This window comes from Mycobacterium sp. E2327, assembly GCF_001672675.1.
Lineage (GTDB): Bacteria > Actinomycetota > Actinomycetes > Mycobacteriales > Mycobacteriaceae > Mycobacterium.
In genome coordinates, this window is sequence record NZ_LZKE01000138.1 from 1 (window position 1) to 23,255 (window position 23,255).

The 23,255-nt window shown below is 69.4% G+C and carries 23 protein-coding genes, 1 tRNA gene, 1 other RNA gene and 1 pseudogene; 12 read left to right on the forward strand and 14 right to left on the reverse strand.

The window, feature by feature from the left end; genetic code table 11:
* Positions 1–269: pseudogene (locus A5712_RS16170) on the reverse strand (hypothetical protein); the annotation flags it as partial.
* A complete protein-coding gene (locus tag A5712_RS16175) occupies positions 266–1,591 on the reverse strand; it encodes a hypothetical protein (RefSeq protein WP_068107039.1) in 1,326 nt (441 codons plus the stop codon). The pseudogene A5712_RS16170 and the gene A5712_RS16175, both read right to left, overlap by 4 nt.
* Before the next feature lie 44 nt (positions 1,592–1,635).
* On the opposite strand from A5712_RS16175, the gene A5712_RS16180 reads away from it, so the two are divergent.
* Positions 1,636–1,989 carry a hypothetical protein gene (locus A5712_RS16180; protein WP_369830399.1) on the forward strand — a complete coding sequence of 118 codons (354 nt, stop codon included), beginning with the start codon at positions 1,636–1,638 and terminating at the stop codon, positions 1,987–1,989.
* Between the two features lie 5 nt (positions 1,990–1,994).
* Here the strand turns inward: A5712_RS16180 and A5712_RS16185 are convergent, their stop codons facing one another.
* From A5712_RS16185 to A5712_RS16195, 3 genes are all read right to left on the reverse strand, one after another.
* Positions 1,995–3,341 (reverse strand): CHAT domain-containing protein, encoded by a 1,347-nt coding sequence (locus A5712_RS16185; RefSeq protein WP_068107042.1) that lies wholly within the window; start codon positions 3,339–3,341, stop codon positions 1,995–1,997.
* Positions 3,338–5,074 (reverse strand): hypothetical protein, encoded by a 1,737-nt coding sequence (locus tag A5712_RS16190; RefSeq protein WP_068107044.1) that lies wholly within the window; start codon positions 5,072–5,074, stop codon positions 3,338–3,340. The genes A5712_RS16185 and A5712_RS16190 overlap by 4 nt, the downstream gene beginning before the upstream one ends.
* Before the next feature lie 95 nt (positions 5,075–5,169).
* Complete coding sequence (locus A5712_RS16195; protein ID WP_173817360.1) at positions 5,170–5,676, reverse strand: lipoprotein LpqH; 507 nt, start codon at positions 5,674–5,676, stop codon at positions 5,170–5,172.
* Positions 5,677–5,796: 120 nt separating this feature from the next.
* On the opposite strand from A5712_RS16195, the gene A5712_RS16200 reads away from it, so the two are divergent.
* Together A5712_RS16200 and A5712_RS16205 are read left to right on the forward strand one after the other, a co-directional pair.
* The gene (locus A5712_RS16200; RefSeq protein WP_067155790.1) at positions 5,797–6,171 is read left to right on the forward strand and encodes a hypothetical protein; all 375 of its coding nucleotides are present in this window, start codon (positions 5,797–5,799) and stop codon (positions 6,169–6,171) included.
* Positions 6,168–6,908, forward strand: a complete 741-nt coding sequence (locus tag A5712_RS16205; RefSeq protein WP_068107048.1) for an enoyl-CoA hydratase/isomerase family protein — start codon at positions 6,168–6,170, stop codon at positions 6,906–6,908. The genes A5712_RS16200 and A5712_RS16205 overlap by 4 nt, the downstream gene beginning before the upstream one ends.
* A gap of 1 nt (position 6,909) precedes the next feature.
* On the opposite strand, the gene A5712_RS16210 is transcribed toward A5712_RS16205, so the two are convergent.
* Both A5712_RS16210 and A5712_RS16215 read right to left on the reverse strand, forming a co-directional pair.
* Positions 6,910–7,686, reverse strand: coding sequence for a hypothetical protein (locus A5712_RS16210; protein WP_068107050.1), 777 nt, complete (start codon positions 7,684–7,686; stop codon positions 6,910–6,912).
* A gap of 115 nt (positions 7,687–7,801) precedes the next feature.
* Positions 7,802–7,890, reverse strand: a tRNA-Ser gene (locus tag A5712_RS16215).
* Between the two features lie 67 nt (positions 7,891–7,957).
* Here A5712_RS16215 and ffs point away from each other — a divergent pair.
* The 3 genes from ffs (at position 7,958) to A5712_RS16230 (ending at position 11,298) form a co-directional block, all read left to right on the forward strand.
* Positions 7,958–8,054, forward strand: an RNA gene (gene ffs, locus A5712_RS16220) — signal recognition particle sRNA small type.
* 51 nt (positions 8,055–8,105) lie between these two features.
* A complete protein-coding gene (locus A5712_RS16225) occupies positions 8,106–9,398 on the forward strand; it encodes an aminotransferase class I/II-fold pyridoxal phosphate-dependent enzyme (RefSeq protein WP_156766593.1) in 1,293 nt (430 codons plus the stop codon).
* A gap of 109 nt (positions 9,399–9,507) precedes the next feature.
* Entirely contained in the window at positions 9,508–11,298 is a 1,791-nt protein-coding gene (locus A5712_RS16230) for a DNA polymerase III subunits gamma/tau (RefSeq protein WP_068107051.1), read from the forward strand.
* Positions 11,299–11,382: 84 nt separating this feature from the next.
* Here the strand turns inward: A5712_RS16230 and A5712_RS16235 are convergent, their stop codons facing one another.
* Positions 11,383–12,693 carry a class I SAM-dependent methyltransferase gene (locus tag A5712_RS16235; protein WP_197519410.1) on the reverse strand — a complete coding sequence of 437 codons (1,311 nt, stop codon included), beginning with the start codon at positions 12,691–12,693 and terminating at the stop codon, positions 11,383–11,385.
* Complete coding sequence (locus tag A5712_RS16240; RefSeq protein ID WP_068107053.1) at positions 12,690–14,087, reverse strand: FAD-binding oxidoreductase; 1,398 nt, start codon at positions 14,085–14,087, stop codon at positions 12,690–12,692. The genes A5712_RS16235 and A5712_RS16240 overlap by 4 nt, the downstream gene beginning before the upstream one ends.
* Positions 14,088–14,157: 70 nt before the next feature.
* Between A5712_RS16240 and A5712_RS16245 the strand changes: the two genes are divergently transcribed.
* Positions 14,158–14,595, forward strand: coding sequence for an SRPBCC family protein (locus tag A5712_RS16245; protein WP_068107055.1), 438 nt, complete (start codon positions 14,158–14,160; stop codon positions 14,593–14,595).
* 52 nt (positions 14,596–14,647) lie between these two features.
* On the opposite strand, the gene A5712_RS16250 is transcribed toward A5712_RS16245, so the two are convergent.
* Positions 14,648–15,409, reverse strand: coding sequence for an Rv3717 family N-acetylmuramoyl-L-alanine amidase (locus tag A5712_RS16250; RefSeq protein ID WP_197519411.1), 762 nt, complete (start codon positions 15,407–15,409; stop codon positions 14,648–14,650).
* A 98-nt stretch (positions 15,410–15,507) separates the two neighbouring features.
* Here A5712_RS16250 and A5712_RS16255 point away from each other — a divergent pair, with 98 nt between their 5' ends.
* Together A5712_RS16255 and recR are read left to right on the forward strand one after the other, a co-directional pair.
* Positions 15,508–15,861, forward strand: coding sequence for a YbaB/EbfC family nucleoid-associated protein (locus A5712_RS16255; protein ID WP_068107057.1), 354 nt, complete (start codon positions 15,508–15,510; stop codon positions 15,859–15,861).
* Positions 15,862–15,874: 13 nt separating this feature from the next.
* Entirely contained in the window at positions 15,875–16,486 is a 612-nt protein-coding gene (gene recR, locus A5712_RS16260) for a recombination mediator RecR (protein ID WP_068107059.1), read from the forward strand.
* Positions 16,487–16,605: 119 nt separating this feature from the next.
* Here the strand turns inward: recR and A5712_RS16265 are convergent, their stop codons facing one another.
* The 3 genes from A5712_RS16265 to A5712_RS16275 form a co-directional block, all read right to left on the reverse strand.
* Positions 16,606–17,259, reverse strand: a complete 654-nt coding sequence (locus A5712_RS16265; RefSeq protein WP_068107060.1) for a C39 family peptidase — start codon at positions 17,257–17,259, stop codon at positions 16,606–16,608.
* A 92-nt stretch (positions 17,260–17,351) separates the two neighbouring features.
* Positions 17,352–18,059: a type 1 glutamine amidotransferase gene (locus tag A5712_RS16270; protein ID WP_068107063.1), complete on the reverse strand. Its 708-nt coding sequence runs from the start codon at positions 18,057–18,059 to the stop codon at positions 17,352–17,354.
* Entirely contained in the window at positions 18,052–19,281 is a 1,230-nt protein-coding gene (locus A5712_RS16275; protein WP_068107065.1) for a Mur ligase family protein, read from the reverse strand. Before A5712_RS16275 ends, A5712_RS16270 begins: the two co-directional genes overlap by 8 nt.
* 72 nt (positions 19,282–19,353) lie before the next feature.
* Here A5712_RS16275 and A5712_RS16280 point away from each other — a divergent pair, with 72 nt between their 5' ends.
* From A5712_RS16280 to A5712_RS16290, 3 genes are read left to right on the forward strand one after another with little or no spacing between them, the layout of a single operon-like run.
* On the forward strand, positions 19,354–20,346 hold the full coding sequence (locus A5712_RS16280) for a DEDDh family exonuclease (RefSeq protein WP_068107066.1): 993 nt from the start codon (positions 19,354–19,356) through the stop codon (positions 20,344–20,346).
* 44 nt (positions 20,347–20,390) lie between these two features.
* The gene (locus A5712_RS16285; protein ID WP_068107068.1) at positions 20,391–20,840 is read left to right on the forward strand and encodes a hypothetical protein; all 450 of its coding nucleotides are present in this window, start codon (positions 20,391–20,393) and stop codon (positions 20,838–20,840) included.
* Complete coding sequence (locus A5712_RS16290) at positions 20,840–21,403, forward strand: TetR/AcrR family transcriptional regulator (RefSeq protein WP_068107069.1); 564 nt, start codon at positions 20,840–20,842, stop codon at positions 21,401–21,403. The genes A5712_RS16285 and A5712_RS16290 overlap by 1 nt, the downstream gene beginning before the upstream one ends.
* On the opposite strand, the gene leuA is transcribed toward A5712_RS16290, so the two are convergent.
* The gene (gene leuA / locus A5712_RS16295) at positions 21,400–23,211 is read right to left on the reverse strand and encodes a 2-isopropylmalate synthase (protein ID WP_068107071.1); all 1,812 of its coding nucleotides are present in this window, start codon (positions 23,209–23,211) and stop codon (positions 21,400–21,402) included. The two genes, A5712_RS16290 and leuA, sit on opposite strands and share 4 nt — an antisense overlap.
* Positions 23,212–23,255: the final 44 nt, after the last annotated feature.

Below are 23,255 nucleotides of genomic sequence, written 5' to 3' on the forward strand. Positions count from 1 at the left end.
CGACGGTGTCCGCGCTCGCTTACGCGTCCGACGAGCCGCACACCATCGAGCTCGCCGGGGTCGATATCGTGCCCGGCCTCGCCCAGGACCCGCCAAAGCCAGTCGGCGCGTGACAAATCGGTGAAGGTGATGCGGGCCGACCCGTCGTCGGGTGGGTCGTCGATCGTCCACGACAGCACGCCGCCGCTGACCTCCAGCACCGCGGCCAGCGGCGAATCCGCGGTGACGGGACCGGTGCTCCACAGCCCGGACTCGGCGACCAGTCTCATCCGGCCACCTGCAATTCCAGCATCGCCTTGATGCGTTGCCGGTGGTCGAGGCTCACCGACCGCGCGACCCCCTCCAGCAGGGACCGCACCTCGTCGACGTCGTCGCACGGCTCCTGCCACACGTCGCGCCCGTGCAGCCGCGCCCACAGCCGGCTCAGGTAGGGCTGGGCGTAGGCCGCGAGGTCGTCGACCACCTGCCGTTGGCGCGGATGGATCGGGCCGCCCTCGGCGAGGTAGCGCCGGGCGTGCAGCACGTAGGCCTCCTTGCGCAGGCGGGCCTGGATCTGGGCCGCCAGCGCGTAGCGGCTGGAGACCGAGGGGTCCAGCGGCGCCAGCTGGACGGCGATCTCGATGCCGGCTACCAGGGTTGCCTGCTTGTCCTCGGACAACAGGCCCCAGGGCGCCGCGGCCCGGTCGACCTCCTCCTCGCACAGCAGCGGGATGTCGGGCAGCGCGTCGCGGTCCAGCGCGCGCCGCAGCGTGGCGCGCACCCGGTCCACCACCGTGCGATCCAGCGGACGATCGCTGTCGGAGCCGCCCGCGATCGGCGGCTGCCGTTGTGGCTGGACCGAACTCAAGCCCAGCTCGACGATCGACCACGGCAGCTCGGCCGCCTCGACCCGGGCCAGGGCCCCGAGGTCGTACGGTGTGGCGTCGGCGATCACGGCCGACCAGACCCGCTGCCGGGCCGCCGCGGCGCGGTGGCTGTCGGCCGGCCCCAGCACCGTGCCCAGCTCGGCAAAAAACGCAGCGGCGCCCGTCGCCGCTTCCGGGGCCCGCACGTCGCGCCAGCTGCGGTCGAGCTGGGCGGCCAGCCCGGCCACCACATCCGGGCCCGCCACGTATTGGTGCAGCACCTCGATCGCGGTGCGGTCGCGGCCCTGGTGAATGTCGTTGAGCACCGCGGCCGCCGTCTCGCTATCCTGCGGCGCCGGTGGGCCTTTCGTCACGGCGAGCTCGAAGCACACCGGGAAGTACAATTCCTGGGCGTTGCCGGTGCGGATGCGCTGCCGGCGGCGCTCGAGCTTGAGAGTATCGAACCATGCTGCGGCGGAACGTAATTCGCGCGCGTTGCCGATGATGAGCTCGTGCATGGCCGCTGCGGTTTCCGGTGCGACGACGGGGGCCGAATACTGCGGGTTGGATCGCAGCCGGAGCACCAGGGGGTCGATGATGCGCTTGACGGTCCGGCTCAAGGGTCCGCCGTCGTCACTGCTGAGCACCTCGACGCCGGGGCCGATCGCGCGCCACGCGGCCTCGATCACCGACCGGCGTGGGTGGCCCGCGGCGACGACCATCGCAACCTGCGAATCCGCGCTCATTCCGACAGGATAGGGGCTCTCCGAAAATATCCGTAGCCGAAAAGTTGGGTTCGGTAGCCGTTTGGGCGTTCCAACCTGGTGGCATGAGGAAGCTGATCATGCTGCTGTCGGGCGTCGTGCGGATCCCGTTCGCTCCGCGCCGCAACACCGCGGGGCCCACCGTCGGAGTCGGCACCGTGCGCACCGTCGGCGACGAGCGCCAGGTTTTCATCGAGGTCGTGGCGGTGTCCGGCGAGACATTCATCGGGAAACTGGCCCGCTGTGACGGCGATGCCGACGTGTCGATGCTGCGGCCCGGCCTCGTCGTCCTGGTGGCGTTCGATCCCGCTGCCCGCGAGGAGCTTTCGCTGCCCGACGATGTGGTGGCCGTGAACGCGTCCTGGCTGGCGTCGATCTGAGTGCGCTATCGCGCGCCGTCCACCGCGAAACTGACCATGGCGGCCCAATAGAGCGGGCTGGCGGTGCGGACGCCGTCACGCCAGCGGCGCATCTGCGCGCGCTGCCAACGGTTCACCGCGCACCCCGCGTCGGCGCCGTCGTGCGCCTCATCCACGGCGACAACGACATCGGTCATCGGGTCGGCTCCGTCCGCGGCGGCGAACCGTCGATAGGCCGCGGACGTGGGCAGTGACCACAAGGTGGCGCTCACCAGCTCGGCGCCGCCCAGGACCATCGCCGCCACCAGGCCGGTCGCCTCATCGAACTGATAGTCGCCGCCCGACCCGCAGGCCAGCAGGGCGACCCGTGGGGGGATGGGCAATTGCAAGGACATCAGGTCCGATGCCGTCAGCGGGCGATGATCGCCGATGGGCTCGGCGTCCCCCGGAACCTCCGCCGTGCAGGCCAGGTGCAGCGCCGCGCGGTCGGCCTGGCCGTGCGCCGCACTGGCGTGGCCGACATAGATGAGCCGGCTCGGGGATTGTGCCAGCTGCTTGGCCAGCCAGACGCGGTCGGCATCCTGACGGCGGAACAGCTCGACGGCGTCGTCGACTTCGGGCAGCACCGGTCGGCGGCGCATCAGCCCGGCGAAGTGTTGCGCCAATTGCGTTGCCGCCGAGGGTCTCCCGAGCACCGAGCCGAGCTCGGAGTCCGGGCGCTGCCCGGGCACGCGGGGGTCGAGGACCAGCACCGGGGGCCCGTCCCGCCGGGCGTCCCAGCCGGCCGGCGCCCGTGGCGAGTGCACGATGTTGGGCGGCACCGCCATCAGTACGTCGACCAGTTCCATCAGCCGATGCCCATCGGTGCGGGCGCCGATATCGTCGAGCTGCCAAGGGATCTGGGCGGCCACCCGGCCGCTGGAGGTGATGGCATCCTGGCGCGCGCGCACGAGCTCTTCCTTGCTCGGCCCCGATTTCGGCACGGCCAGCAGGCCCCACGGCACGCGAGCCAGCCGAGCGCTGGGCGAGACGAATAACACCGCGCGCGGGGTGGACACGCATTCCGTCAGCAGCTGCCAGCCGGGCGCGCCGATGAGCAGCACCCCGAGGATGTAGGCCATCGTCAACTCGGTGTCCGGCGCCGCGAAGGGACCCGTCGTCAGCGCCCGCTCGATGGCGTCGCGACGGCTTTCCGTGCCGTTGGGCTCCGGTAGGGCGCCGGCCAGTTCCTGCAGGGCCGCGAGCAGGATCGGGTCTTCGATCACCCAGTTGACCGTTTTGGACGGCTGCCCGACGATCCGCAGGCTCCCGTACGTGACGATCCCGACGTCGGCGAAGCGCAGGACGAGAGTCGGCCGGTCCGCGTCACTCATGGCCAGGTGGACCAGGCGGGTTCGCCGGCGGTGACCTCGCGGCCATAGCGCTGCAACGCCAGGTCGCGGTAGTGGCTGAGGATCGGTGCGGCATCCGGATGCATCTGCAGCGGCGGCAGCGGGCCCAGCCGCGTGAGCGACCGGCCACCCAGCGCCGGCGGGCCGGCCGCGGCCAGCGCCTCGCTGTCCTCGATGAGCACCGGCGGGGTGGCCGTGGACGCCCACTCGCCGATCTTGGCTCGCTCCGGTTCCATGTCGAAAGTTCCTCGGGCACTGTGATATTCGACCAGCTCGCTGATCAGCTCGGTGTTCTCCCACTCCCACGCGACGGCGAAGGCGCCGGCCAGGATGGGCGCCGAAACGCTGGTCGCCCAACGTGATCGCGCGTCGGCGTCGGCGATCGAATACCGGACCGAGTCGACCGCGAGCGCGGCCGGGACCTTGAGCTCCGCGGCCCGTTCCAGCTTGCTCATGCCGCGCCAGTATTCCGGGGTGCCGATCTCGCCCTTGAGGATGCCCAGGCCCTCGGCCTGCCGGGCCTCGGTTTCCTCCAGCGTCTCGTCGGGATCGCCCGAGCTGTCGAAGCCGAGGTCCGCCAACGCATCCGCGCGCCACACCGTGCCGAGGTGGTTGTCGAGCTGGGCGTATTGCAGCCAACTGCTGCGCGGCGACGAGTCGAGCAGTTCCCGCGCCTGGGCGATCAGCTCGACCGCGTCGGCGAATTTACTCCAAAAGATCGCGATCCAGCTGCGTTGCAACAGAATACGGTGCAGGTACAGCGGCTTTCCCAGTTCGCGCCAGTGCCGCTCGGCGTGCTCCCAGCACTCGTCGGCCGCCTGGAGGGCCCCGGACCCCAGCCGGGTGAAGCCCATGTAGAGCCAGCACCGAGCGATGTCGTGCGCACGGTCGTAGCGCGCGATGACGGGGTAGGCCTCCGAGACCAGCTGCTCGGTGCCGGCGTGATCCGCCGATGCCCAGCAGGCCGCCGCGCGTTCCAATTGTGTTCTGGCCGTGGCCAGTTCCCAGCCGTTCGCTTGTGCGCGGGCGCCCGCCCGGCGCAGCCAGGGTTCGGCCTCGGCCAGTCGACCGGTCTCGACGCAGAACCTGCCGTACTCGGTGGCCGCCGCCACCCGCAGATAGTCGCCGAACGGGCTGTCGCTGCGCAGGCGATCCGGATCCTCCAGCGCGGCCAGCACCTGCTCCCATAACGGAACCGACTGCACGTGCAGGTCGTCGTCGCAGAGCGCGCTGGCGCAGAGCATCTGCGCGTGGGTGACCAGGTAGCCGTGCTCGTCGGCGAGGTCGGCAAAATCGCCCTGGGGAGCCGTGTCCGACAACGCGGCCAGCGCCGCCGCGGCGCCCTCGTGATCGCCGAGGGCCGCGGCCAGGCCCGTTTCCAAAAACTGCGCCCGCTGCGAGTACCGCACCATCATGTGCGCCACCTCGGCGTCGGACATCCGCACCTGTTCGGCCGCCTCCGGCATGGTGCCGGCGGCGATGCCCGAATAGACGGCCAGGCAGTCGCGGATGCGCCGGATCGACTCGCGCACTCCGTCATTCGCCCCGCGCGCCAGGTAGATCTCACCGAGCTGCGCCAGGGCTTCCAGCATCAGGTCGTCCCGGTCTTCCCGCTCGATGCGCGGCACCAGCGACAGCAGCAGGTCCCGCGCCCGGGTCTCGTCGGCGGCGAACGCCAACCGGCGGGCGTTCTCCAATTCGCCGGGGATCGACACGGCTGCATCATAAGTCCGCCGCCGTGACCGTGGCGAGGAACCGAAGCGGCGGGCGTTTGAGTGAGGGCACGCCCGCCGCTTCGGCGTTCGATCGATCAACCGCAGGTCACCTTGATGCTGAAGTCCTTGGTGATCATCCCGGCCATCGGGTTCTTCATGTCGGCGCCCTGAGCCTGTCCCGTGATGGTGTACGTCTTGCCGTCCACCGACACGTTGGCCGAGCCGACCTTCGCGCCCATGCCGTTGCTGACCGACAAGGCGTTGCCGTCGACGAAGAGCGCGAGCGACTCGACCGCCGGGGGGTTCGCGTCGGTCATCACCACGGCCAGCGCCTGCTGGGGTCCACTGGTGGTGCCGCTGCCGATGTCGATCTTGCCGCCGGTCCTGACGCAGGTCACCGCGGACGGGTTCAGGCCGGGCAGGTCGGTGCCGCCGACCTTGACCTGCGCGTTGGTGCCGGTGCCGGTGGAGGCACTGGGCGCCGTGCTCGACGCCGGGCTGGCTGAGTGGCCGCCGCTCGAGCAACCCACCAGCGCAGAGGCGACGCCGAGGGTTCCAATCGCTCCCACGAGAAGACGTTTCACTGCAGTTCCTTCCTTCATGCGCCGCCCCAGTGGCGTCGTCATGGGCGCAAGTACAGACCGGCCGCGTCGCTACCGATCCCAATTTCGACGGCCACCCGGTAGGCTGCCTCGACACGGCCCCACGAAGGGAGACGCGCAATGGCGAGCGTGAAATGGCTGGAACAGCCTGAGGCGCACGACTTCCCGGCGGCGGCCGACTACCTCGCCTTGCTCGCCGAGCCCGGCACCGCCAACGAGTTGGCCGAAAAGCTGAAGTCCGGAGTCGTCAGCCACAAGAAGGCCAAGGACATCCTGCGGGCGGCGCAACTGAGGTTGCTTCCCGACGACAACCCGCACGTCGCCGCGGATCTGTCCAAGATCAAAAAGGGGCAGGCGTTGTCACCGATTCTGCTGGTGCGCGGCGACTTCACGGCGGGTGTCCCGCTGCAGATCGCCGATGGCTACCACCGGGTGTGCGCGAGCTATCACACCGATGAGAACACCGACATCCCCGTCGTCATCGTGTCATCGTGATCGAGATCGAAGCCGCCGGCGCGGTCCGGGTCCTGACGATTTCCTCCGGGCGCGTCAACGCCCTCGACGTCGAGCTGCTCAGGGAGCTGACCGACGCCCTGGGCGAGCTGCAGCACTCGGGTGCCCCCGCGCTCGTCGTCACCGGCGCCGGTCGCGCGTTCAGCGCCGGGGTCGACCTCAACCGCGTGGTGGACGGCGGTTCGGCCTACACCGACCGGCTGATCCCGGCGCTATCCGAGGCGTTCGAGGCGCTGTTCTGCTACCCGGGCCCGACGGTGGCCGCGGTGAACGGAGCCGCCATCGCCGGCGGGTGCGTGCTGGCCTGCGCCTGCGACCGCCGGCTGATCGGCCCGGAAGCACAGATCGGGGCGACCGAGGTCAGGGTCGGAGTGGCGTTTCCGGTCGCCGCGCTCGAGGTGATGCGGTACGCGTGCGGGGACCGCGCGGAAGAGGTGGTGCTCGGCGGCGGTGTCTACCGGGGCGAGGACGCCGTCGCCAACCGGCTGGCCCACCGCGTCGTCGCCGACGATCTCCTCGGGGCGGCGGTGTCGGAGGCCGCCGACCTGGGCGGCATCCCGACCGACGCCTACCGGCACACGAAGGCGCAGCTGCGGGCCCCCACCCTGGCCCGAATGCGTGAGGGTGCCCTGGTCGACAGCGAGGTGCGCCGGCTGTGGGGCTCGGACGAGACGCAGCGGCGCATCGCCGCCTACGTCGAGAGCCTGCGGCGCCGCTGAATTATTCGTCGAGCGCGACGCCGCCGCGGGTGCGCCTGCGGCGCATGCGGTGTGAGCCCTTGCCGGTGGGCCGGCGGTTCTGCAATCCGCCCCGCGGCTCGTCGGCGGCTTCGGCTTCCTCGGCGGCCGGTTCGGCTTCCGTCTCGGCCTCGGCGCTGGCCTCGACGGGCTCTTCGGCCTTTTCCGCTTCTTCGGTCTCTTCGGTTTCTTCGGCTTCTGCGGTCTCGTCGGGCTCGTCGGCCGTGACTTCGTCCGCGTCTTCGGTTTCTTCGGCCTCGTCCGCCTTCTTGCGGCGAAGGCCCCGCTTCTTGGGCTGCTTGGCCTTCTTCGCCTTGATCGGTTTCGGCGGTGGCGGCGGCAACTCGGCGATGAACGACAGGTAGAACGCGAAGATGCCGATCACGCCGATCGCGGCGGCGGCGCCGTAGACGGCGAACAACCACCGCCCGGCGTGGTCCAGGCTGAGCCAGATCTCGCTGATCGCCGTGCCGATGATGAGCACGCCGGAAAGCACGTGGGCCACGATCGACCAGAGCCGGATGGACAGGGCGAGCTGGGGAGTTCCCAATTCCGGCTTTCGAGTCCGCAACTGGGTGAACACCACCGGAAGGGCAGCCAGGGCCACCAGGGCACCCGTCACGATCCGTAGCGTCGTCCCCAACGAATGCGTGGTGTCGCCCATCAACTCAGGCCAGCGGGGCAGCACGAAAAAGAAGTAGAGGACGCCGGCAGCGATCGAAAACGACGCGTGCCACGGTATGGCGACCTTGCGCCCCATACGCCTCCTCATGCTGGTGCGGGCCGTGTCGGCCCGGTACGCCAGCCTAAAGGCCGTTCAGAACGATTCCAAACAACCCCCGTGCGTGGTCGCGCCTCAAACCGAGGACGACCGGTGGCGGAGGATGCGGGATTTGAACCCGCGAGGGCTGTTAACCCAACCCGCGTTCCAGGCGAGCGCCATAGGCCACTAGGCGAATCCTCCGTGGGCCATGGTAACCGAGGGGCGCGCGGTCGCTGCCGGTTGTTGTGGGCTTGGGTATTAGACTCGCCGGAGGACCCCGCGCGGCGTCTATCCTGTGAACTCCCCCAGGGCCGGAAGGCAGCAAGGGTCAATGGGCTCTGTCGGGTGCGCGGGGTCCCCTATGTCCGATGTGTGGCGGACCTCGAATCCAGCGTTCAACAACGAAAGGTCCCCTGGTGGCGTTCGACTCCCTCAGCCCTGACGAGCTGGCCGCGGTGCACGCCCGCAACCAGCAGGACTACGCGGCGCTGCAGGCCAAGAAGCTGGCCCTGGATCTGACGCGCGGCAAACCCTCGCCGGAGCAGCTCGACCTGTCCAACCAGCTACTGAGCCTGCCCGGCGACGACTACCGCGACGCCGAGGGCACCGACACCCGCAACTACGGAGGCCTGCACGGCCTGCCCGAACTGCGGGCCATCTTCGGGGAGCTGCTCAGCATCCCGGTGCAAAACCTGATCGCCGGCAACAACTCCAGCCTGGAGCTGATGCACGACCTCGTTGCCTTCTCGATGCTGTACGGCGGGGTCGACTCGCCGCGGCCATGGAAGGACGAGCCGGCCGTCAAATTCCTGTGCCCCGTCCCCGGCTACGACCGCCACTTCGCCATCACCGAGACCATGGGCATCGACATGATCCCGGTCCCGATGCTGCACGACGGGCCGGACGTCGACCTGATCGAGGAGCTGGTCGCCGTCGACCCCGCGATCAAGGGGATGTGGGCGGTGCCCGTGTTCGGCAACCCCACCGGGATCACCTATTCCTGGGAGACGGTTCGCCGGCTCGTGCAGATGCGCACGGCCGCGCCCGACTTCCGGCTGTTCTGGGACAACGCGTACGCGGTGCACACCCTGACGCACGATTTCATCCGCCAGGTCGACGTGCTGGGCCTGGCGGCCACGGCCGGCAACCCGAACCGGCCCTACGTGTTCGCGTCCACCTCGAAGATCACCTTCGCCGGTGCCGGGGTCAGCTTCCTGGGCGGGTCGCTGGGCAACATCGCCTGGTACCTGCAGTACGCGGGCAAGAAGTCGATCGGCCCGGACAAGGTGAACCAGCTGCGGCACCTGCGCTTCTTCGGCGACGCCGACGGCGTGCGCCTGCAAATGCTGCGCCACCAGCAGATCCTGGCGCCCAAGTTCGCGCTCACGCTCGAGATCCTGGACCAGCGGCTGAGCGACTCGAAGATCGCCTCGTGGACCGACCCCAAGGGCGGCTACTTCGTCAGCCTCGACGTGCTGCCCGGCACGGCGCGGCGGACCGTCGCCCTGGCCAAGGACGCGGGCATCGCGGTGACCGAGGCGGGCGCGTCGTTCCCGTACCGCAGGGATCCCGACGACAAGAACATCCGGATCGCGCCGACCTTCCCGTCGCTGCCGGACCTGCGCGACGCGGTCGACGGGCTGGCGACCTGCGCGCTGCTGGCGGCCTCGGAGTCCCTGCTGGCGTCCTCCCCGTCGAGTGTGAGCTGACGGCGAAGACACGCCGAGCGAGTCGACCGCAGCTTCACACTGAAAAGCCAGCGATGCACACTCGACGCTGCTCGGGCTTCAGTCACCGGGCGACGGTAGCCTGCTGACCGTGGCCCTCTACCGCAAATACCGACCGGCAACCTTCGCCGAAGTAGTAGGGCAGGAGCACGTCACCGAGCCGCTGTCCATTGCCCTGGAGGCCGGCCGAATCAACCACGCGTACTTGTTTTCCGGGCCGCGCGGCTGCGGAAAGACATCGTCGGCGCGCATCCTGGCCCGGTCGTTGAACTGTGCGCAGGGCCCGACGGCCACCCCGTGCGGGGTCTGCGAATCCTGTGTCGCGCTGGCGCCCAACGCGCCGGGCAGCATCGACGTGGTGGAGCTCGACGCCGCCAGCCACGGCGGCGTGGACGACACGCGCGAACTGCGCGACCGCGCGTTCTATGCGCCAGCGCAGTCGCGCTACCGGGTGTTCATCGTCGACGAGGCGCACATGGTGACCACCGCCGGGTTCAACGCGCTGCTCAAGATCGTCGAGGAACCGCCCGAGCACCTCATCTTCATCTTCGCCACCACCGAGCCGGAGAAGGTGCTGCCGACGATCCGGTCGCGCACCCACCACTACCCGTTCCGGCTGCTGCCGCCGAAGACCATGCGGGCGCTGGTCGGGCGGATCTGCGAGCAGGAGGGCGTCGTCGTCGACGACGCGGTGTATCCGCTGGTGATCCGCGCCGGCGGTGGCTCGCCGCGCGACACGCTTTCGGTGCTCGATCAGTTGCTGGCCGGGGCCGAGGGCAATCACGTGACGTATCAGCGCGCGCTGGGCCTGCTGGGCGCCACCGACGTCGCACTGATCGACGACGCAGTCGACGCGCTGGCCGCCGCGGATGCCGCCGCGTTGTTCGGCGCGGTCGAGTCGGTGATCGACGCCGGGCACGACCCGCGGCGTTTCGCCACCGACCTGTTGGAGCGCTTCCGCGATCTCATTGTGCTGCAAGCGGTTCCGGACGCCGTGAGCCGCGGCGTGGTGGATGCGCCCGAGGACGTGCTGGACCGGATGCGCGAGCAGGCGGCGCGCATCGGCCCGGCGACGCTGACCCGCTACGCCGAGGTCGTGCAGGCCGGGCTGGGCGAGATGCGTGGTGCGACGGCGCCGCGCCTGTTGCTCGAAGTGATCTGCGCGCGGCTGCTGCTGCCGTCGGCCAGCGACGCCGAGTCGGCGCTGCTGCAACGCGTCGAGCGGATCGAGACCCGGCTGGGCGTCTCGATCCCGGCGTCGGAGGCCGTCGCCGAGCCCAGCCCACCGCCGCGGCGGGTGACCGTTTCCCGGCCCCAGCCGAAACCCGAGCCCACGCCCGAACCGGCCCCCGAACCGGCGCCGCCGCCGGCACCAGTACCCGCGCCCCCGCCCGAACCCGAATCCGCCTCCGCCCCAGGCGAACTCAACGCATCCGCGGTGCGGACCATGTGGCCGACGGTGCGTGACAAGGTGCGCCAGCGTTCCCGCACCACCGAGGTGATGCTCGCGGGCGCGACGGTCCGCGCGGTGGAGGACAACACGTTGGTGCTGACCCACGCGTCGGCGCCGCTGGCCAAGCGGCTGTCCGAGCAGCGCAACGCCGACGTCATCGCCGAGGCGCTCAAGGACGCACTGGGGGTGAGCTGGCGGGTGCGCTGCGAGGTCGGTGACCCGGCGCCCGCGCCGACCGCCCCGCCGCCCGTCGTGCGCGAAGCGCCCCCGGACGAGCCCGCCGACGCGGCTTCGGCTCAGCGAGACGAAGAGGAACACATGCTCGCCGAGGCCGGTCGCACCGAGGCGGGGCCACGGCGCGACCCGGAAGAGGTCGCACTCGAGCTGCTGCAGAACGAGCTGGGCGCGCGCCGGATAGACGGCGGCTAGTGGCGACCGTAAGCGCGCGTTGGGGGCACCTCCCGCTTGCGGGGGACCGGGTGCAACGGGTCGCCACCCTCGGCTAGGCCGGAGCTAAGGCGTCCACCACGGCCGCAGCGGCAGGTCGTCGTCGCCGCGAGCGTCGACGTTGGCCGCCAGCACGTGGTGCAGCTGAAGGTTGTTCTGCTCGAAGGCAACTCGTGAGGCCGCCATGTACAAGCCCCACACCTTGGCCGTCGCCAACCCGACCTCGGCGACCCCCTCGTCCCAGTGCTCGACGAGGTTGCGGCACCAGTCGCGCAGCGTCATCGCGTAGTGATGCCGGAAGTTCTCCTCGTGCAAGACCTCGAAACCGGCGTCCTGGATCTCGGTGACGATCCGGCCCGAGCCCGTCAGCTCGCCGTCCGGGAACACGTAGCGGTCGGTGAACCCGCCGGCGAACGAGGTCGACTTGTTGTCGTGCCGGGTGATGCAGTGATTCAGCAGCAGCCCGCCGGTGCGCAACTTGGACTTCAGGAAGCCGAAGTACGCGGGGTAGTTCTTCACACCGATGTGCTCGGTCAGCCCGATGGAGGAGACGGCGTCGAATCCCGCCTCGTCGACGTCGCGGTAGTCGGAGTGGCGCACCTCGGCGAGGTCCGCCAGGCCCTCGTCCTCGATCGCCCGCCGCGCCCACTTCGCCTGCTCGGCCGACAGGGTGGCACCGATCGCGCGAACGCCGCGCCGCGCCGCGTAGCGCACCATGCCGCCCCAGCCGCAGCCGACGTCGAGCAACCGGTCACCCGGCTGCAGCCGCAGCTTGTCGAAGATCAGCCGGTACTTGTTGTCCTGGGCCTCTTCCAGCGTCGCGTCGGCGTTCGGATAGACCGCGCAGGTGTAGGTCATCGACGGGCCGAGCACCCACTCGTAGAAGGTGTTGGAGACGTCGTAGTGGTGGTGGATGGCCTCGGCGTCGCGGGTCTTGCTGTGCATGACGCCGGCGGCCACGCGCCGCCACCGCGGCGGCGCCTCCTCCGGCGGTGGGGCGACGGGCAGCAAGTGCTCGAGGCCCATCGACCGGACGACGTTGGCGAGCACCCGCGCGGACGGCCGCTTGAAGTCGACCCGGTCGGTCAGCGCCTTGAGCAGCGGGTACGGATCGCCAGGATGCACGCCGTACGTCTGCAGGTCACCCGACACGTAGGCGCGGGCGAGGCCGAGTTCGCCGGGCGCCGTGGCCAGGTAGGTGGCGCCGCGAGGCGAACAGAGGTCCAGGCCCAGCTCGGCGTCCTCGCTGCCGGCGGTGCTGCCGTCGTACGCGGTGAACTTCAGTGGGTGACGCCCGGTCGCGGCGAAGATCTCCAGGATCTCGGCCATGCTGAGCTTGCCCGTAGTGGTGTAGCGGGGCTCTTTCGTTGTCGTCATCGCCGTTGCACCGCCTTTGCGTACAGGTCCAAAAGACGCGAGTCGGGGTCGTAGGTCTTTTTCACGGTTTTGTATGTCTCCCCGCCATAGAGTTCGTCAAACTCCTCGCGGGTGTAAAAGGAGTCGGAGTACAGCGACTTGTGGCCGTCGAGCTCGCTGACCTTGGCCTCGATGGCACGGTTCGTCACCCCCGCTGAGCTTCCCCCGGCCGCCGGTACCGAGGACCAGAACCCAATATTGACGTATGTGTGATCCGGGCGCATCGGATACAGCGGCCAGCCCTCGTGGTCGCGCAGTCGCAGGGGGCACAACCAGATCGGAGTGATGGGCACGTTGTCCAGGAACCACTCCAAGAACTCGCAGGTCCGTTCGACCGGCACCTCGACGTCCTGGACCACGCGTTCGCGCGGCGGACGCCCGTGGCGCTTCTCGATCCGGTCGGCGATGCCGAAACGCTGGTCCAGGGCGATGAGTTTCGAGTAGACGCTGCTGCGCCGGTAGCGCCGCGGCCACCAGCGGCGCACCCGCGGGTCCTGCACGCCGAACGCTCGTGAGCACCAAAACCAGTCGGTGTCCCAGCGCCACAGGTAGTCGTGGATCGTCAGCCGATCGTCCTTGGTGGCTTCCACCCCGACCGAGTCGTGCCGAATCGATTGGTAGTAAATGTTTTTCCCGGTGTAGTCGCTGACCGGGCCCGGCGTGCCGGTCCGCCGGCCCACGCACAGGTAGCTTTCGTCGGCGCTGAACACCACGCCGTCGAGGTAGTCCACGGGCGTGCCGCCCTGCCCACCGGTGTCGATGATGCGTTCCATCGCCGCGACCAGCTCGGGCAGCGAGCGGAACCGGACGTGCCGCAGCGCCACGAACGGCGCGACGGGTTCCAGCTCGATCCGAATCCTCGTCGAATAGCCCAGCGTCCCATAGGAATTGGGGAAGGCGCGGAACAGGTCGGGATGCTGGGTGCGCGACGTGGTGAGCAACTCGCCGGCGCCGGTGAGGATGTCCATCTCGAGCACCGACTCGTGCGGCAGGCCGTTGCGAAACGACGCCGACTCGATGCCCAGGCCGCTGACCGCGCCGCCGAGCGTGATGGTCTTCAATTGCGGAACCACCAGTGGCGAAAGGCCATACGGCAGGGTCGCGGCCACCAGGTCCTCGTATGTGCACATGCCGGCGACGTCGGCGGTGCGGGATTCGGAATCGACAGAGAGAACGCCGGTCAAACCGGAGGTGTCCAGGCCGCGCGAATCGCGTTTGGTGCGGGCGCGGAACAGGTTTGAGGTGGGCTTGGCGAGCCGAACGGCGGACGTCGTCGGGATGGATCGATAACTCGCCATCAACCGATCGACGCCCGCTGCGTGAGCCGAGAGTGCAGATCCAGGGACAGGCACCACATATACCCTAGTCTTCGAAAACAGCCCGTGCACCAGAGCGAGGGCGGCATAACAGGAGGAGTCGGGCCTGATGGGCCAGGTGAGCGCAGCCAGCACGATCTTGATCAACGTCGGGCCCGAGGCCACCCTCGCCGCGGTGGCGGACTACCAGAAGGTGCGCCCGAAAATCCTGTCCCCGCAGTACAGCGAGTACCAGGTGCTGCAGGGCGGCCAGGGTGCGGGCACCGTCGCCAAGTGGAAGCTGCAGGCCACCAAGTCGCGGGTGCGCGACGTGCAGGTGGACGTCGACGTGGCCGGCCACACCGTCATCGAGAAGGATGCGAACTCGTCCATGGTGATCAACTGGACGGTCGCACCGGCCGGACCGGGGTCCAGCGTCACGGTGAAGACCACCTGGACGGGCGCGGGCGGCGTCAAGGGCTTCTTCGAGAAAACCTTTGCGCCGTTGGGGCTGAAGAGGATTCAGTCCGAGGTGCTGACGAACCTGAAGAACGAACTGGAAAGTTAGCGCGGCGACGATAGCGGCCGGGACGGCCGGTTGAGGAGCCGGGCAATCAGACCTAGCGCGCCTGGCCCTGGGTGGCCAGGAAGCCCGCGACGCCGCGGACCAGCGCGTCGGCGTATTTCTGCCGGCCGTCGGCGGACTCCATCAGCGCCGAATCCACCGGATTCTTCATGTTGCCGCACTCGACGAGGATCGACGGGTACTGCGCCAGGTTCAGGCCGGCGAGGTCCGAACGCCCGTACAAGCCATCCTGGCCGATGTAGTTGGCGGGCGGAATGCCCGAGGCCTGCAACTGGTCACGCATGATCCGCGCATACTGCACCGACGGCCCGGCCTGCGCCTGGTTCAGCGGCGGCGCCGAGTAGTTGACGTGAAAGCCGCGCCCGGACGGCGGGCCGCCGTCGGCGTGGATGCTCAGGATCGCGTTGGGGCGCAAGGAGTTGGCCGTGGCGGCGCGCGCGTCCACGCACGGTCCCAACCCGGTGTCGTCGCCGCGCGACATGGCGGTCCGCACGCCCAGGGCGTTGAGTTCGGCGCGCACCCGCAGGGCGGTGTCCCAGGTGAACGTGTGCTCCATGTAGCCGCTGTTGGTCGACGTCCCGCTGGTCTGGCAGTCCTTCGTGCCGCCGCGCCCGGTGGGCACCTGCCGCCCGATGGACGCGTCGTTCGCGCCGTTGTGGCCGGGGTCGATGAAAACGACCATCCCGGCGATGTTGGACGGGACTGCCGTCGCCGTCGGCATGATCGCCGTCGACGCGGCAACCAACACGCCGACCACCAGTTTGATTCCGACACGCCTGCTCAGTCGTAGGTCCACCGCGCAAAGGTAACGTCGCGCGGTCTACGCTGGGTGTTCCGAATCGCCCGACACCCGCAGGCGAAACCAACTCGAGACCAAGATGCGAGGGGATTGTCATGCAACCCGGAGGCGACATGTCGCAGCTGCTCGCCCAGGCGCAGCAGATGCAGCAAAAGCTATTGGAAGCCCAGCAACAGCTCGCCAACTCCGAGGTGCACGGGGAGGCCGGCGGGGGTTTGGTCAAGGTGACCGTCAAGGGCAGCGGCGAGGTGGTCGGCGTGCAGATCGACCCCAAGGTCGTCGATCCCGCCGACATCGAGACCCTGCAGGATTTGATCGTCGGCGCCATGGGCGACGCGTCGGCGCAGGTCACCAAGATGGCGCAGGAGCGGTTGGGCGCGCTGGCCGGTGCCATGGGCGCCCCGCCCGCCAAACCGCCGGCGCCGCCCACCCAACTGCCGGGGCTCTAGACGTTATCCCGACATGTTTGAGGGACCCGTCCAGGACCTGATCGACGAGCTGGGCAAGCTGCCGGGCATCGGGCCGAAGAGCGCGCAGCGCATCGCGTTTCACCTGTTGTCGGTCGAGCCGCACGACATCGACCGGCTGACCGCGGTGCTGGCGAAGGTCCGCGACGGTGTGCGGTTCTGCGCGGTGTGCGGCAACGTCTCCGACGACGAGCGGTGCCGCATCTGCGCCGATCCCCGCCGGGACGGCTCGCTGGTGTGTGTCGTCGAGGAGCCCAAGGACATTCAGGCCGTCGAGCGCACCCGCGAATTCCGCGGCCGCTACCACGTGCTCGGCGGGGCGCTCGATCCGTTGTCCGGGGTGGGCCCCGAGCAGCTGCGCATCCGCGAGCTGCTGAGCCGCATCGGTGAGCGCGTCGACGACGTCGACATCACCGAGGTGATCATCGCCACCGACCCGAACACCGAGGGGGAGGCGACCGCCACCTACCTGGTCCGGATGCTGCGCGACATCCCCGGCCTGACGGTGACGCGAATCGCGTCGGGGCTGCCGATGGGCGGCGACTTGGAGTTCGCCGACGAGCTGACGCTGGGCCGCGCGCTCACCGGCCGCCGGGCGATGGTCTGACGGTTCCCGACCCCCGCTCTCCCGGGGGATGGGCGACCGCCGAATTTGATAGCGCATGCGCTATCAAATTCGGCACCAACCACATGCCTGTTGCTTTGAGTCGCTATTGAGAGCGTCCGTCACCGGGTCACGACGGCGAAGTTGTCGCTGGTGTTCCACGCCGCCTCGAAGGTGGCGATGGACACCTGTTCGTCGCGGCCCGCCGCGGCGCCGCTGTCGTTGAGGTGCACCAGGTTGGCCTTGGTGTCGATGCCGGTGACGACCACGAAGTGGTTCTCCTGGGAGCGGTCGCCGCCCGAGTTCCAGATGATCCGGTCGTTGAGCCCGACGATCACCTTGCGCCCCTGGTCAAGGTCCTGCTCAAGGGCGCCGATGTTGGTGTGCACGGCGTCGGACGCGATGCCGTAGTGCGCCAGCAGCACCGGCAGGTCCGAGTTCTTGGTCTTGCCGGTGGGCTTGTAGATGGGTCCGGGGTGGCTCACGCTCGGGGTGTTCGCGGCCACGCCGGTGATCTCGTCCTCGGAGGGTTCGCGGCCGGTGATCTGGCCGACCACGTCGGCGACGGCCATCTCGCCGCAATCGAGGTTTTGCTGCTGATAGCGCCAGTAGGGCGCGGCGGCGACCGGGTCGCCGTGCATGCCCTCATGGGTCGGGGCGGGGGCCGCATCGGCCGTCCCCGCGAACGCGACCATCGAGCCGGCGGCCGCACTCAGCACGGCCGCGAGACCGACAATGCGCGCCGCGGCGGCGAGCCGGGTTCTCGTGTTGCTCATGGGGATCCCTTTCTCGGTGGGGGACTCGAGAAAAGGCTGGGCGGCGGCCCTAGGTGGATTCTTGAAGGATTCTTGGAGCGCAGGTCGGCGGGCTAGCGGGCGGTCAGCCGCTCCCGGCGCAGCAGGTCCACCTCGGGCAGCTGCAGCGGCGCCAGCTCGCCCACCACCTTGGCGAGCAACAGGTCGGCCAGCTCCGGGTTGCGCGCCAGGCACGGCCCGTGCATGTAGGTCGCGACGACGCTGCCCTGCACCGCGCCGTCGAAGCCGTCGCCGGCCCGGTTGCCGGCGCCCTTGACCACCGCGCCCAGCGGTGCCGCGGCCGGCCCCAAAACCGTTCCGCCCCTGTGGTTTTCGAAGCCGGTCAGCGGTTGTGTCAACCCGCCCGGCAGCGGCTCGCTCACCAGTTCGCCGATGGTGCGCCGGTCCTGCGGCGAGGTGGTCAGGTCCAGCATGCCGATACCGTCGACGCGTTCCCCGGCCGACGTCTCGTACCAGTGCCCGAGCACCTGGATGGCCGCGCAGATCGCCAGCACCGGCGCGCCCCGCTCCGCCGCGCGCTGCAGGCCCGGGTGCTTGATCAGGTGCTTGGTGGCCAGCCGCTGCGCGTAGTCCTCCGCGCCGCCCAGCGTGTACAGGTCCAGCGACTCCGGCACCGGGTCGGCCAGCGTGATCTCGACGATCTCGGCGGCCACCCCCCGCATCCGCAGGCGTTGCCGCAGCACCAGGGCGTTGCCGCCGTCGCCGTAGGTGCCCATCACGTCGGGCAGCACCAGCCCGATCCGCACGGTCGAGTCAGCCATGGCGCGCCAATGCTCGCTGCAACTGCAGGAAGGCGGTGTAGTTGGCGACGACCTCCACGCGCCCGGGCGGGCACGACGCGATGGCCGCCACGGTGTCGTGCACCAGCGTGTGCTCGACGCCCGCATAGCCGAGGCGCACCGCCAGGTCGGTGCCGCGTCCGCCGGCGGCGACGACTGACGTCTCTTCGAAATGCTCGAATCGCACGTCCCACAGCCAGGACAGGTCCTCGCCGTCGGGCACCTGCCCGTTGACCGCGATCACCACCCCGGCCGCGTGCTTGTCCACCATCGACAGCGCCTCCTGCCAGCCGGCGGGGTTCTTGGCCAGCAGGATCCGCGCTTCGTGCTCGCCGACGCGGACACTGCGGTAGCGCCCGGCGACCTCGTCGACTTGGGAAACCGCCGCCACCGCTTTCGCCGGGTCGGCGCCCAGGGCGACGGCGGCGGCCACGGCCTGCGCGGCGTTGCCCCGGTTCACCGTGCCCGGCAGCGCCAACCGCATCGGCAGGGTCAGGCCGTCGGGCCCGTACAGCGTGTCGTCGTCGAACCACCATTGCGGGCTGGGCCGCTTGAAATCGGCGCCGGTGGAGTACCAGTGCCCCCTGTCCCGGACGATGACCTCGCCGCTGCGCGGGCAGCTGACCGAGTCGTTCGCCCACGCGCCACCAGCGGCGACCCACACCACGTTGGGGCTGTCGTAGGCCGCCGAGGTCATCAGCACGTCGTCGCAGTTGGCGACGACGACGGCGTCCGAATGCCGGGCCAGGCCGGCCCGCAGCGTGCGTTCGATCACGTTGATCTCGCCCACCCGATCGAGCTGGTCACGCGACAGGTTGAGCAGCACGATGACGCTGGGATCCACGGCGTCGGAGACGTGCGGCACGTGCATCTCGTCGACTTCGAGGGCGGCGAGCCCGGCGCGCCGATCGGCGGCCAGCGCGGCCACCAGGCCGGCGTCCATGTTGGCGCCCTCGGCGTTGGTTGCCACCGGGCCCAGGGTCCCGAGGGCGGCCGCCGTCATCCGCGTAGTCGTCGATTTACCGTTGGTGCCGGTGACGATGACGGAGCGGCGCCCGGCGCCCAACTGGCGCAGCACCGAGCGGTCCAGGGTCATCGCGACCAGCCCGCCGATCATCGCGCCGGCCCCGCGACCGGTGACGCGCGACGCCCAACGCGCGCTCGCTCCCGCGGCGAGAGCCAGGCGTGCACGGGTGGTGACCACCCGCGCAGTTTAAATTCACGACACGATCCGCAGCGAACCGGTGATGTCGGTCCGGCGTGCCATCCTCACTTCATGAACCGGGTGTCCTGGGGGCGGCCGGCCAGCGAGCCGGGCGGGGGTTGGGCCGTTATCGACGTCGAAACCTCGGGGTTTCGGCCGGGCCAGGCGCGAATCATCAGCATCGCCGCGCTCGGTCTGGACGCCAACGGCCGGGTCGAGCAGTCCGTGGTCAGCCTGCTCAATCCCGGGGTGGACCCCGGGCCCACCCACGTGCACGGCCTCACCCCCGCGATGCTGGAGGACCAGCCGCAGTTCGGCGACATCGTCGGCGACCTCGTCGAGGTGCTGCGCGGCCGCACGCTGGTGGCGCACAACGTCGCTTTCGACTACTCATTCCTGGCCGCCGAGGCCGAGCTCGCCGAGGCCGAACTGCCCGTCGACAACGTCATGTGCACGGTCGAGCTGGCGCGCCGGCTGGACCTCGGGGTCGACAACCTGCGGCTGGAAACGCTCGCGGCGCATTGGGGTGTGGTGCAGGAGCGGCCGCACGACGCCTTCGACGACGCGATGGTGCTGACCGGGGTGCTGGAGTCGGCGCTCGAGCGGGCGCGCGAACGCGACGTCTGGCTGCCGGTGCGTCCGGTGACCCGGCGCCAATGGCCCAACGGGCGGGTGACCCACGACGAGCTGCGCCCGCTCAAGGTGCTGGCCTCGCGGATGCCGTGCCCGTACCTCAACCCGGGCCCGTATGTCCTTGGCCGGCCGCTGGTCCAGGGCATGCGGGTGGCGCTGGCCGCCGAGGTGGCGCGCACCCACGAGGAGCTGGTCGAGCGGATCCTGCACGCCGGGCTGGCCTACAGCGACGTGGTGGACGGGGAGACCTCGCTGGTGGTCTGCAACGACGCCGCGCCCGAGCAGGGCAAGGGCTATCACGCCCGACAGCTGGGGGTGCCGGTGGTGTCCGACGCGCAGTTCATGGACTGCGTCGGCGTCGTCGCCCGGGGCACCAGCATGGAGGAGTTCACCGACATCAACACGACGAACCCGCAGCTCGCGCTGTTCTGAGCGACCCCTTGCATCACTACATCCGTAGTAGTACCGTTTGCGCCATGACAACCACTACAGATGTAGTACAGCGCGAGTCGTGGTGGGCCTCCTACCGTCGGCACGGTTATTTCTTTCGCCAGGCGGCGATGCTGACCATCTCGCTCGGTGTGCTGATCCACCTCTACCGGGTGATCTTTGGCGACGACCTCACGCTGAAATACGCGATGACCCTGACGACCGACCGGATCCTGCTGGTCCCGATGACGTATGCGGCCGTCACCGGCGTCCTGGTGTGGCGGCGGGTGCGGTTCGCCAACAAGCCGCACCGGGCGTTCTTCACGGCGTCGCTGGTGTACATCGCCGGCAGCGTCCCGCTGCACATCTGGTGCTCTTACGTCACCAAGGACCTGTCGCTGTACATGTGGTTTCGGCCGTGGTTCAGCTACCTGCTGTTGATCGTGGTCTATCCCGCCTTCCTGACGATGTTCTGGCGGCTGCGCTACAAAGACTGATGCCTCCCAATCCCGAGCGCCGCGCTCAGCTCCTCGACGCCGCGATCGGCATCCTCGCCGACATCGGCGTCGGGGGGCTGACCCATCGTCAGGTCGACGAGCGGGCGGGCCTGCCCGCGGGCACCACGTCGAACTACTTCCGCACGCGCCAGGCGCTGCTCGAAGCCACCGCGGCGCGCACCGTCGACCTGCATTGGCAGCGCGTCGAGGCCCTGCAGGCCGCGATCGGTTCGCTCAGCCGCGACGGCATCAAGGCGCTGCTGACGCGGATGCTGTCCGACCCCGACGAGCAGGCCCGCCGCTACACGCTGGCGCGATTCGAGCTGTTCATGGAGGGCACGCGCCGTCGGGAGCTGCAGCCGTTCCTCAAGGACTTGCAGGCCGCGGCGGTGAAGTCGGCCACCCTCATCTTCGAGGCGGCGGGATTCACCCCCGAACCGCAGCAGATGGAACAGCTGAGCCGCCTGCTCAACGGCTACGTGTTCAGCAACCTCACGATCCCGGGTGCCGACGACCCCACCGTGCTCGTGGACCGACTGCTGCAGGCGTTCTTCGACGCCTAACGCGACGCCCGGTTCACCGCCGACACGACGGCCCGTAGCGACGCGGTGGTGATCGACGGCGCGATCCCGACGCCCCACACCGTGCGCCCACCGACTGACGCCTCCACGTACGCCGCCGCCTGCGCGTCGTCCCCCGAGCTCATCGCGTGCTCGGAGTAGTCCAGCACGGCGACATCGAACCCGACGGTGCCCAGCGCGTGCACGAACGCCGCGAGCGGGCCGTTGCCGACACCGACGATCTCGGTCTCCACCCCGTTGACCTTGACGGTCGTGGTGATGGTCGTCGTGCCGCCGTCCTCCTCGGAGGCGTCGACCCGCTGCTTGATGCGCTCCAGCGGCCAGATCGGGGCCAGGTACTCCTCGGAGAACGCCTCCCACATCTCCTTGGGCGACACCTCGCCACCCTCGCCGCCCGTGCCCTCGGCGATCTTCTGGATCACCTGCGAGAACTCGATCTGCAGGCGCCGCGGCAGCGCCAGACCGTGGTCGGCCTTCATGATGTACGCCACGCCGCCCTTGCCGGACTGCGAGTTGACCCGGATCACCGCCTCGTAGGTGCGTCCGACGTCCTTGGGGTCGATCGGCAGATACGGAACCTGCCAGAGCATGTCCTCGACGTCGGTGTCTGCGGCATCCGCATCCACCTTCATCTGGTCGAGGCCCTTGTTGATGGCGTCCTGGTGGCTGCCGGAAAACGCGGTGTAGACCAGGTCGCCGCCGTAGGGGTGACGCTCGTGCACCGGCAGCTGGTTGCAGTACTCAACGGTGCGGCGGATCTCGTCGATGTTGGAGAAGTCGATCTGCGGGTCCACGCCGCGGGAAAACAGGTTGAGCCCCAGGGTCACCAGGCACACATTGCCGGTGCGCTCCCCGTTGCCGAACAGGCAGCCCTCGATTCGGTCGGCACCCGCCTGGTAGCCCAATTCGGCTGCGGCGACGGCGGTTCCACGGTCGTTGTGCGGATGCAGGCTCAGGATGACCGACTCCCGGTTGGCCAGGTTGCGGCTCATCCACTCGATCGAATCGGCGTACACGTTGGGCGTGGCCATCTCCACCGTGGCGGGCAGGTTGAAGATGATCGGGTTGTCGGGCGTCGGCGCGATGATCTCGCCGACGGCGTCGCACACCTGCTTGGCGTACTCCAATTCCGTGCCCGTGTAGGACTCCGGTGAGTACTCGAAACGCCACTGCGTGCGCGGGTACTTGGCGGCCTCCTCGACGCACTTGCGCGCGCCGTCGGTCGCGATGGCCTGCACGGCGGCCCGGTCGGCGCGAAACACCACGCGGCGCTGCAGGATCGACGTCGAGTTGTAGAAGTGCACGATGGCCCGCGGCGCGCCCTCGCACGCCAGGAAGGTGCGCTCGATCAGCTCCGGCCGGCACTGGGTCAGCACCTGGATCGTGACGTCTTCGGGAATGGCGCCTTCGCTGATGATCTCGCGGACGAAGTCGAAGTCGGTCTGGCTGGCCGACGGGAACCCGACCTCGATCTCCTTGTAGCCCATCCGCACCAGCAGGTCGAACATGCGGCGCTTGCGGGCCGGGCTCATCGGGTCGATCAGCGCCTGGTTGCCGTCGCGCAGATCAACTGCGCACCAAAGCGGGGCGCGGGTGGTGACCCGGTCCGGCCAGGTGCGGTCGGCCACGTGGATGGGCTCGACTTCCTCGGCGAAAGGCCGATACCGGCCAATCGGCATGGCCGAGCCGCGCTGTGGATTCCAGGCGGGTTGTTCGGGTCCGGGTGGGCCGGCGGGTTTGACGATGGTGCGGGCCGACTTATAGGCGTCGGGCGAATCTGGATTGGTCACGATAGTTGCTCCGGGGGATGAGAAGGAAACTCAGACCGGCGCAT

Bases quoted from the DNA above. Each gene is read 5' to 3' on its own strand.
- A5712_RS16270 (WP_068107063.1), bottom strand. From the start codon at position 18,059: ATGGCTGACTCGACCGTGCGGATCGGGCTGGTGCTGCCCGACGTGATG.
- A5712_RS16265 (WP_068107060.1), bottom strand. From the start codon at position 17,259: ATGAGCAACACGAGAACCCGGCTCGCCGCCGCGGCGCGCATTGTCGGT.
- A5712_RS16175 (WP_068107039.1), bottom strand. From the start codon at position 1,591: ATGAGCGCGGATTCGCAGGTTGCGATGGTCGTCGCCGCGGGCCACCCA.
- A5712_RS16185 (WP_068107042.1), bottom strand. From the start codon at position 3,341: ATGAGTGACGCGGACCGGCCGACTCTCGTCCTGCGCTTCGCCGACGTC.
- A5712_RS16255 (WP_068107057.1), top strand. From the start codon at position 15,508: ATGCAACCCGGAGGCGACATGTCGCAGCTGCTCGCCCAGGCGCAGCAG.
- A5712_RS16290 (WP_068107069.1), top strand. From the start codon at position 20,840: ATGCCTCCCAATCCCGAGCGCCGCGCTCAGCTCCTCGACGCCGCGATC.
- A5712_RS16285 (WP_068107068.1), top strand. From the start codon at position 20,391: ATGACAACCACTACAGATGTAGTACAGCGCGAGTCGTGGTGGGCCTCC.
- A5712_RS16195 (WP_173817360.1), bottom strand. From the start codon at position 5,676: ATGAAGGAAGGAACTGCAGTGAAACGTCTTCTCGTGGGAGCGATTGGA.
- A5712_RS16245 (WP_068107055.1), top strand. From the start codon at position 14,158: ATGGGCCAGGTGAGCGCAGCCAGCACGATCTTGATCAACGTCGGGCCC.
- A5712_RS16280 (WP_068107066.1), top strand. From the start codon at position 19,354: ATGAACCGGGTGTCCTGGGGGCGGCCGGCCAGCGAGCCGGGCGGGGGT.
- A5712_RS16200 (WP_067155790.1), top strand. From the start codon at position 5,797: ATGGCGAGCGTGAAATGGCTGGAACAGCCTGAGGCGCACGACTTCCCG.
- A5712_RS16210 (WP_068107050.1), bottom strand. From the start codon at position 7,686: ATGGGGCGCAAGGTCGCCATACCGTGGCACGCGTCGTTTTCGATCGCT.
- A5712_RS16235 (WP_197519410.1), bottom strand. From the start codon at position 12,693: ATGACGACAACGAAAGAGCCCCGCTACACCACTACGGGCAAGCTCAGC.
- recR (WP_068107059.1), top strand. From the start codon at position 15,875: ATGTTTGAGGGACCCGTCCAGGACCTGATCGACGAGCTGGGCAAGCTG.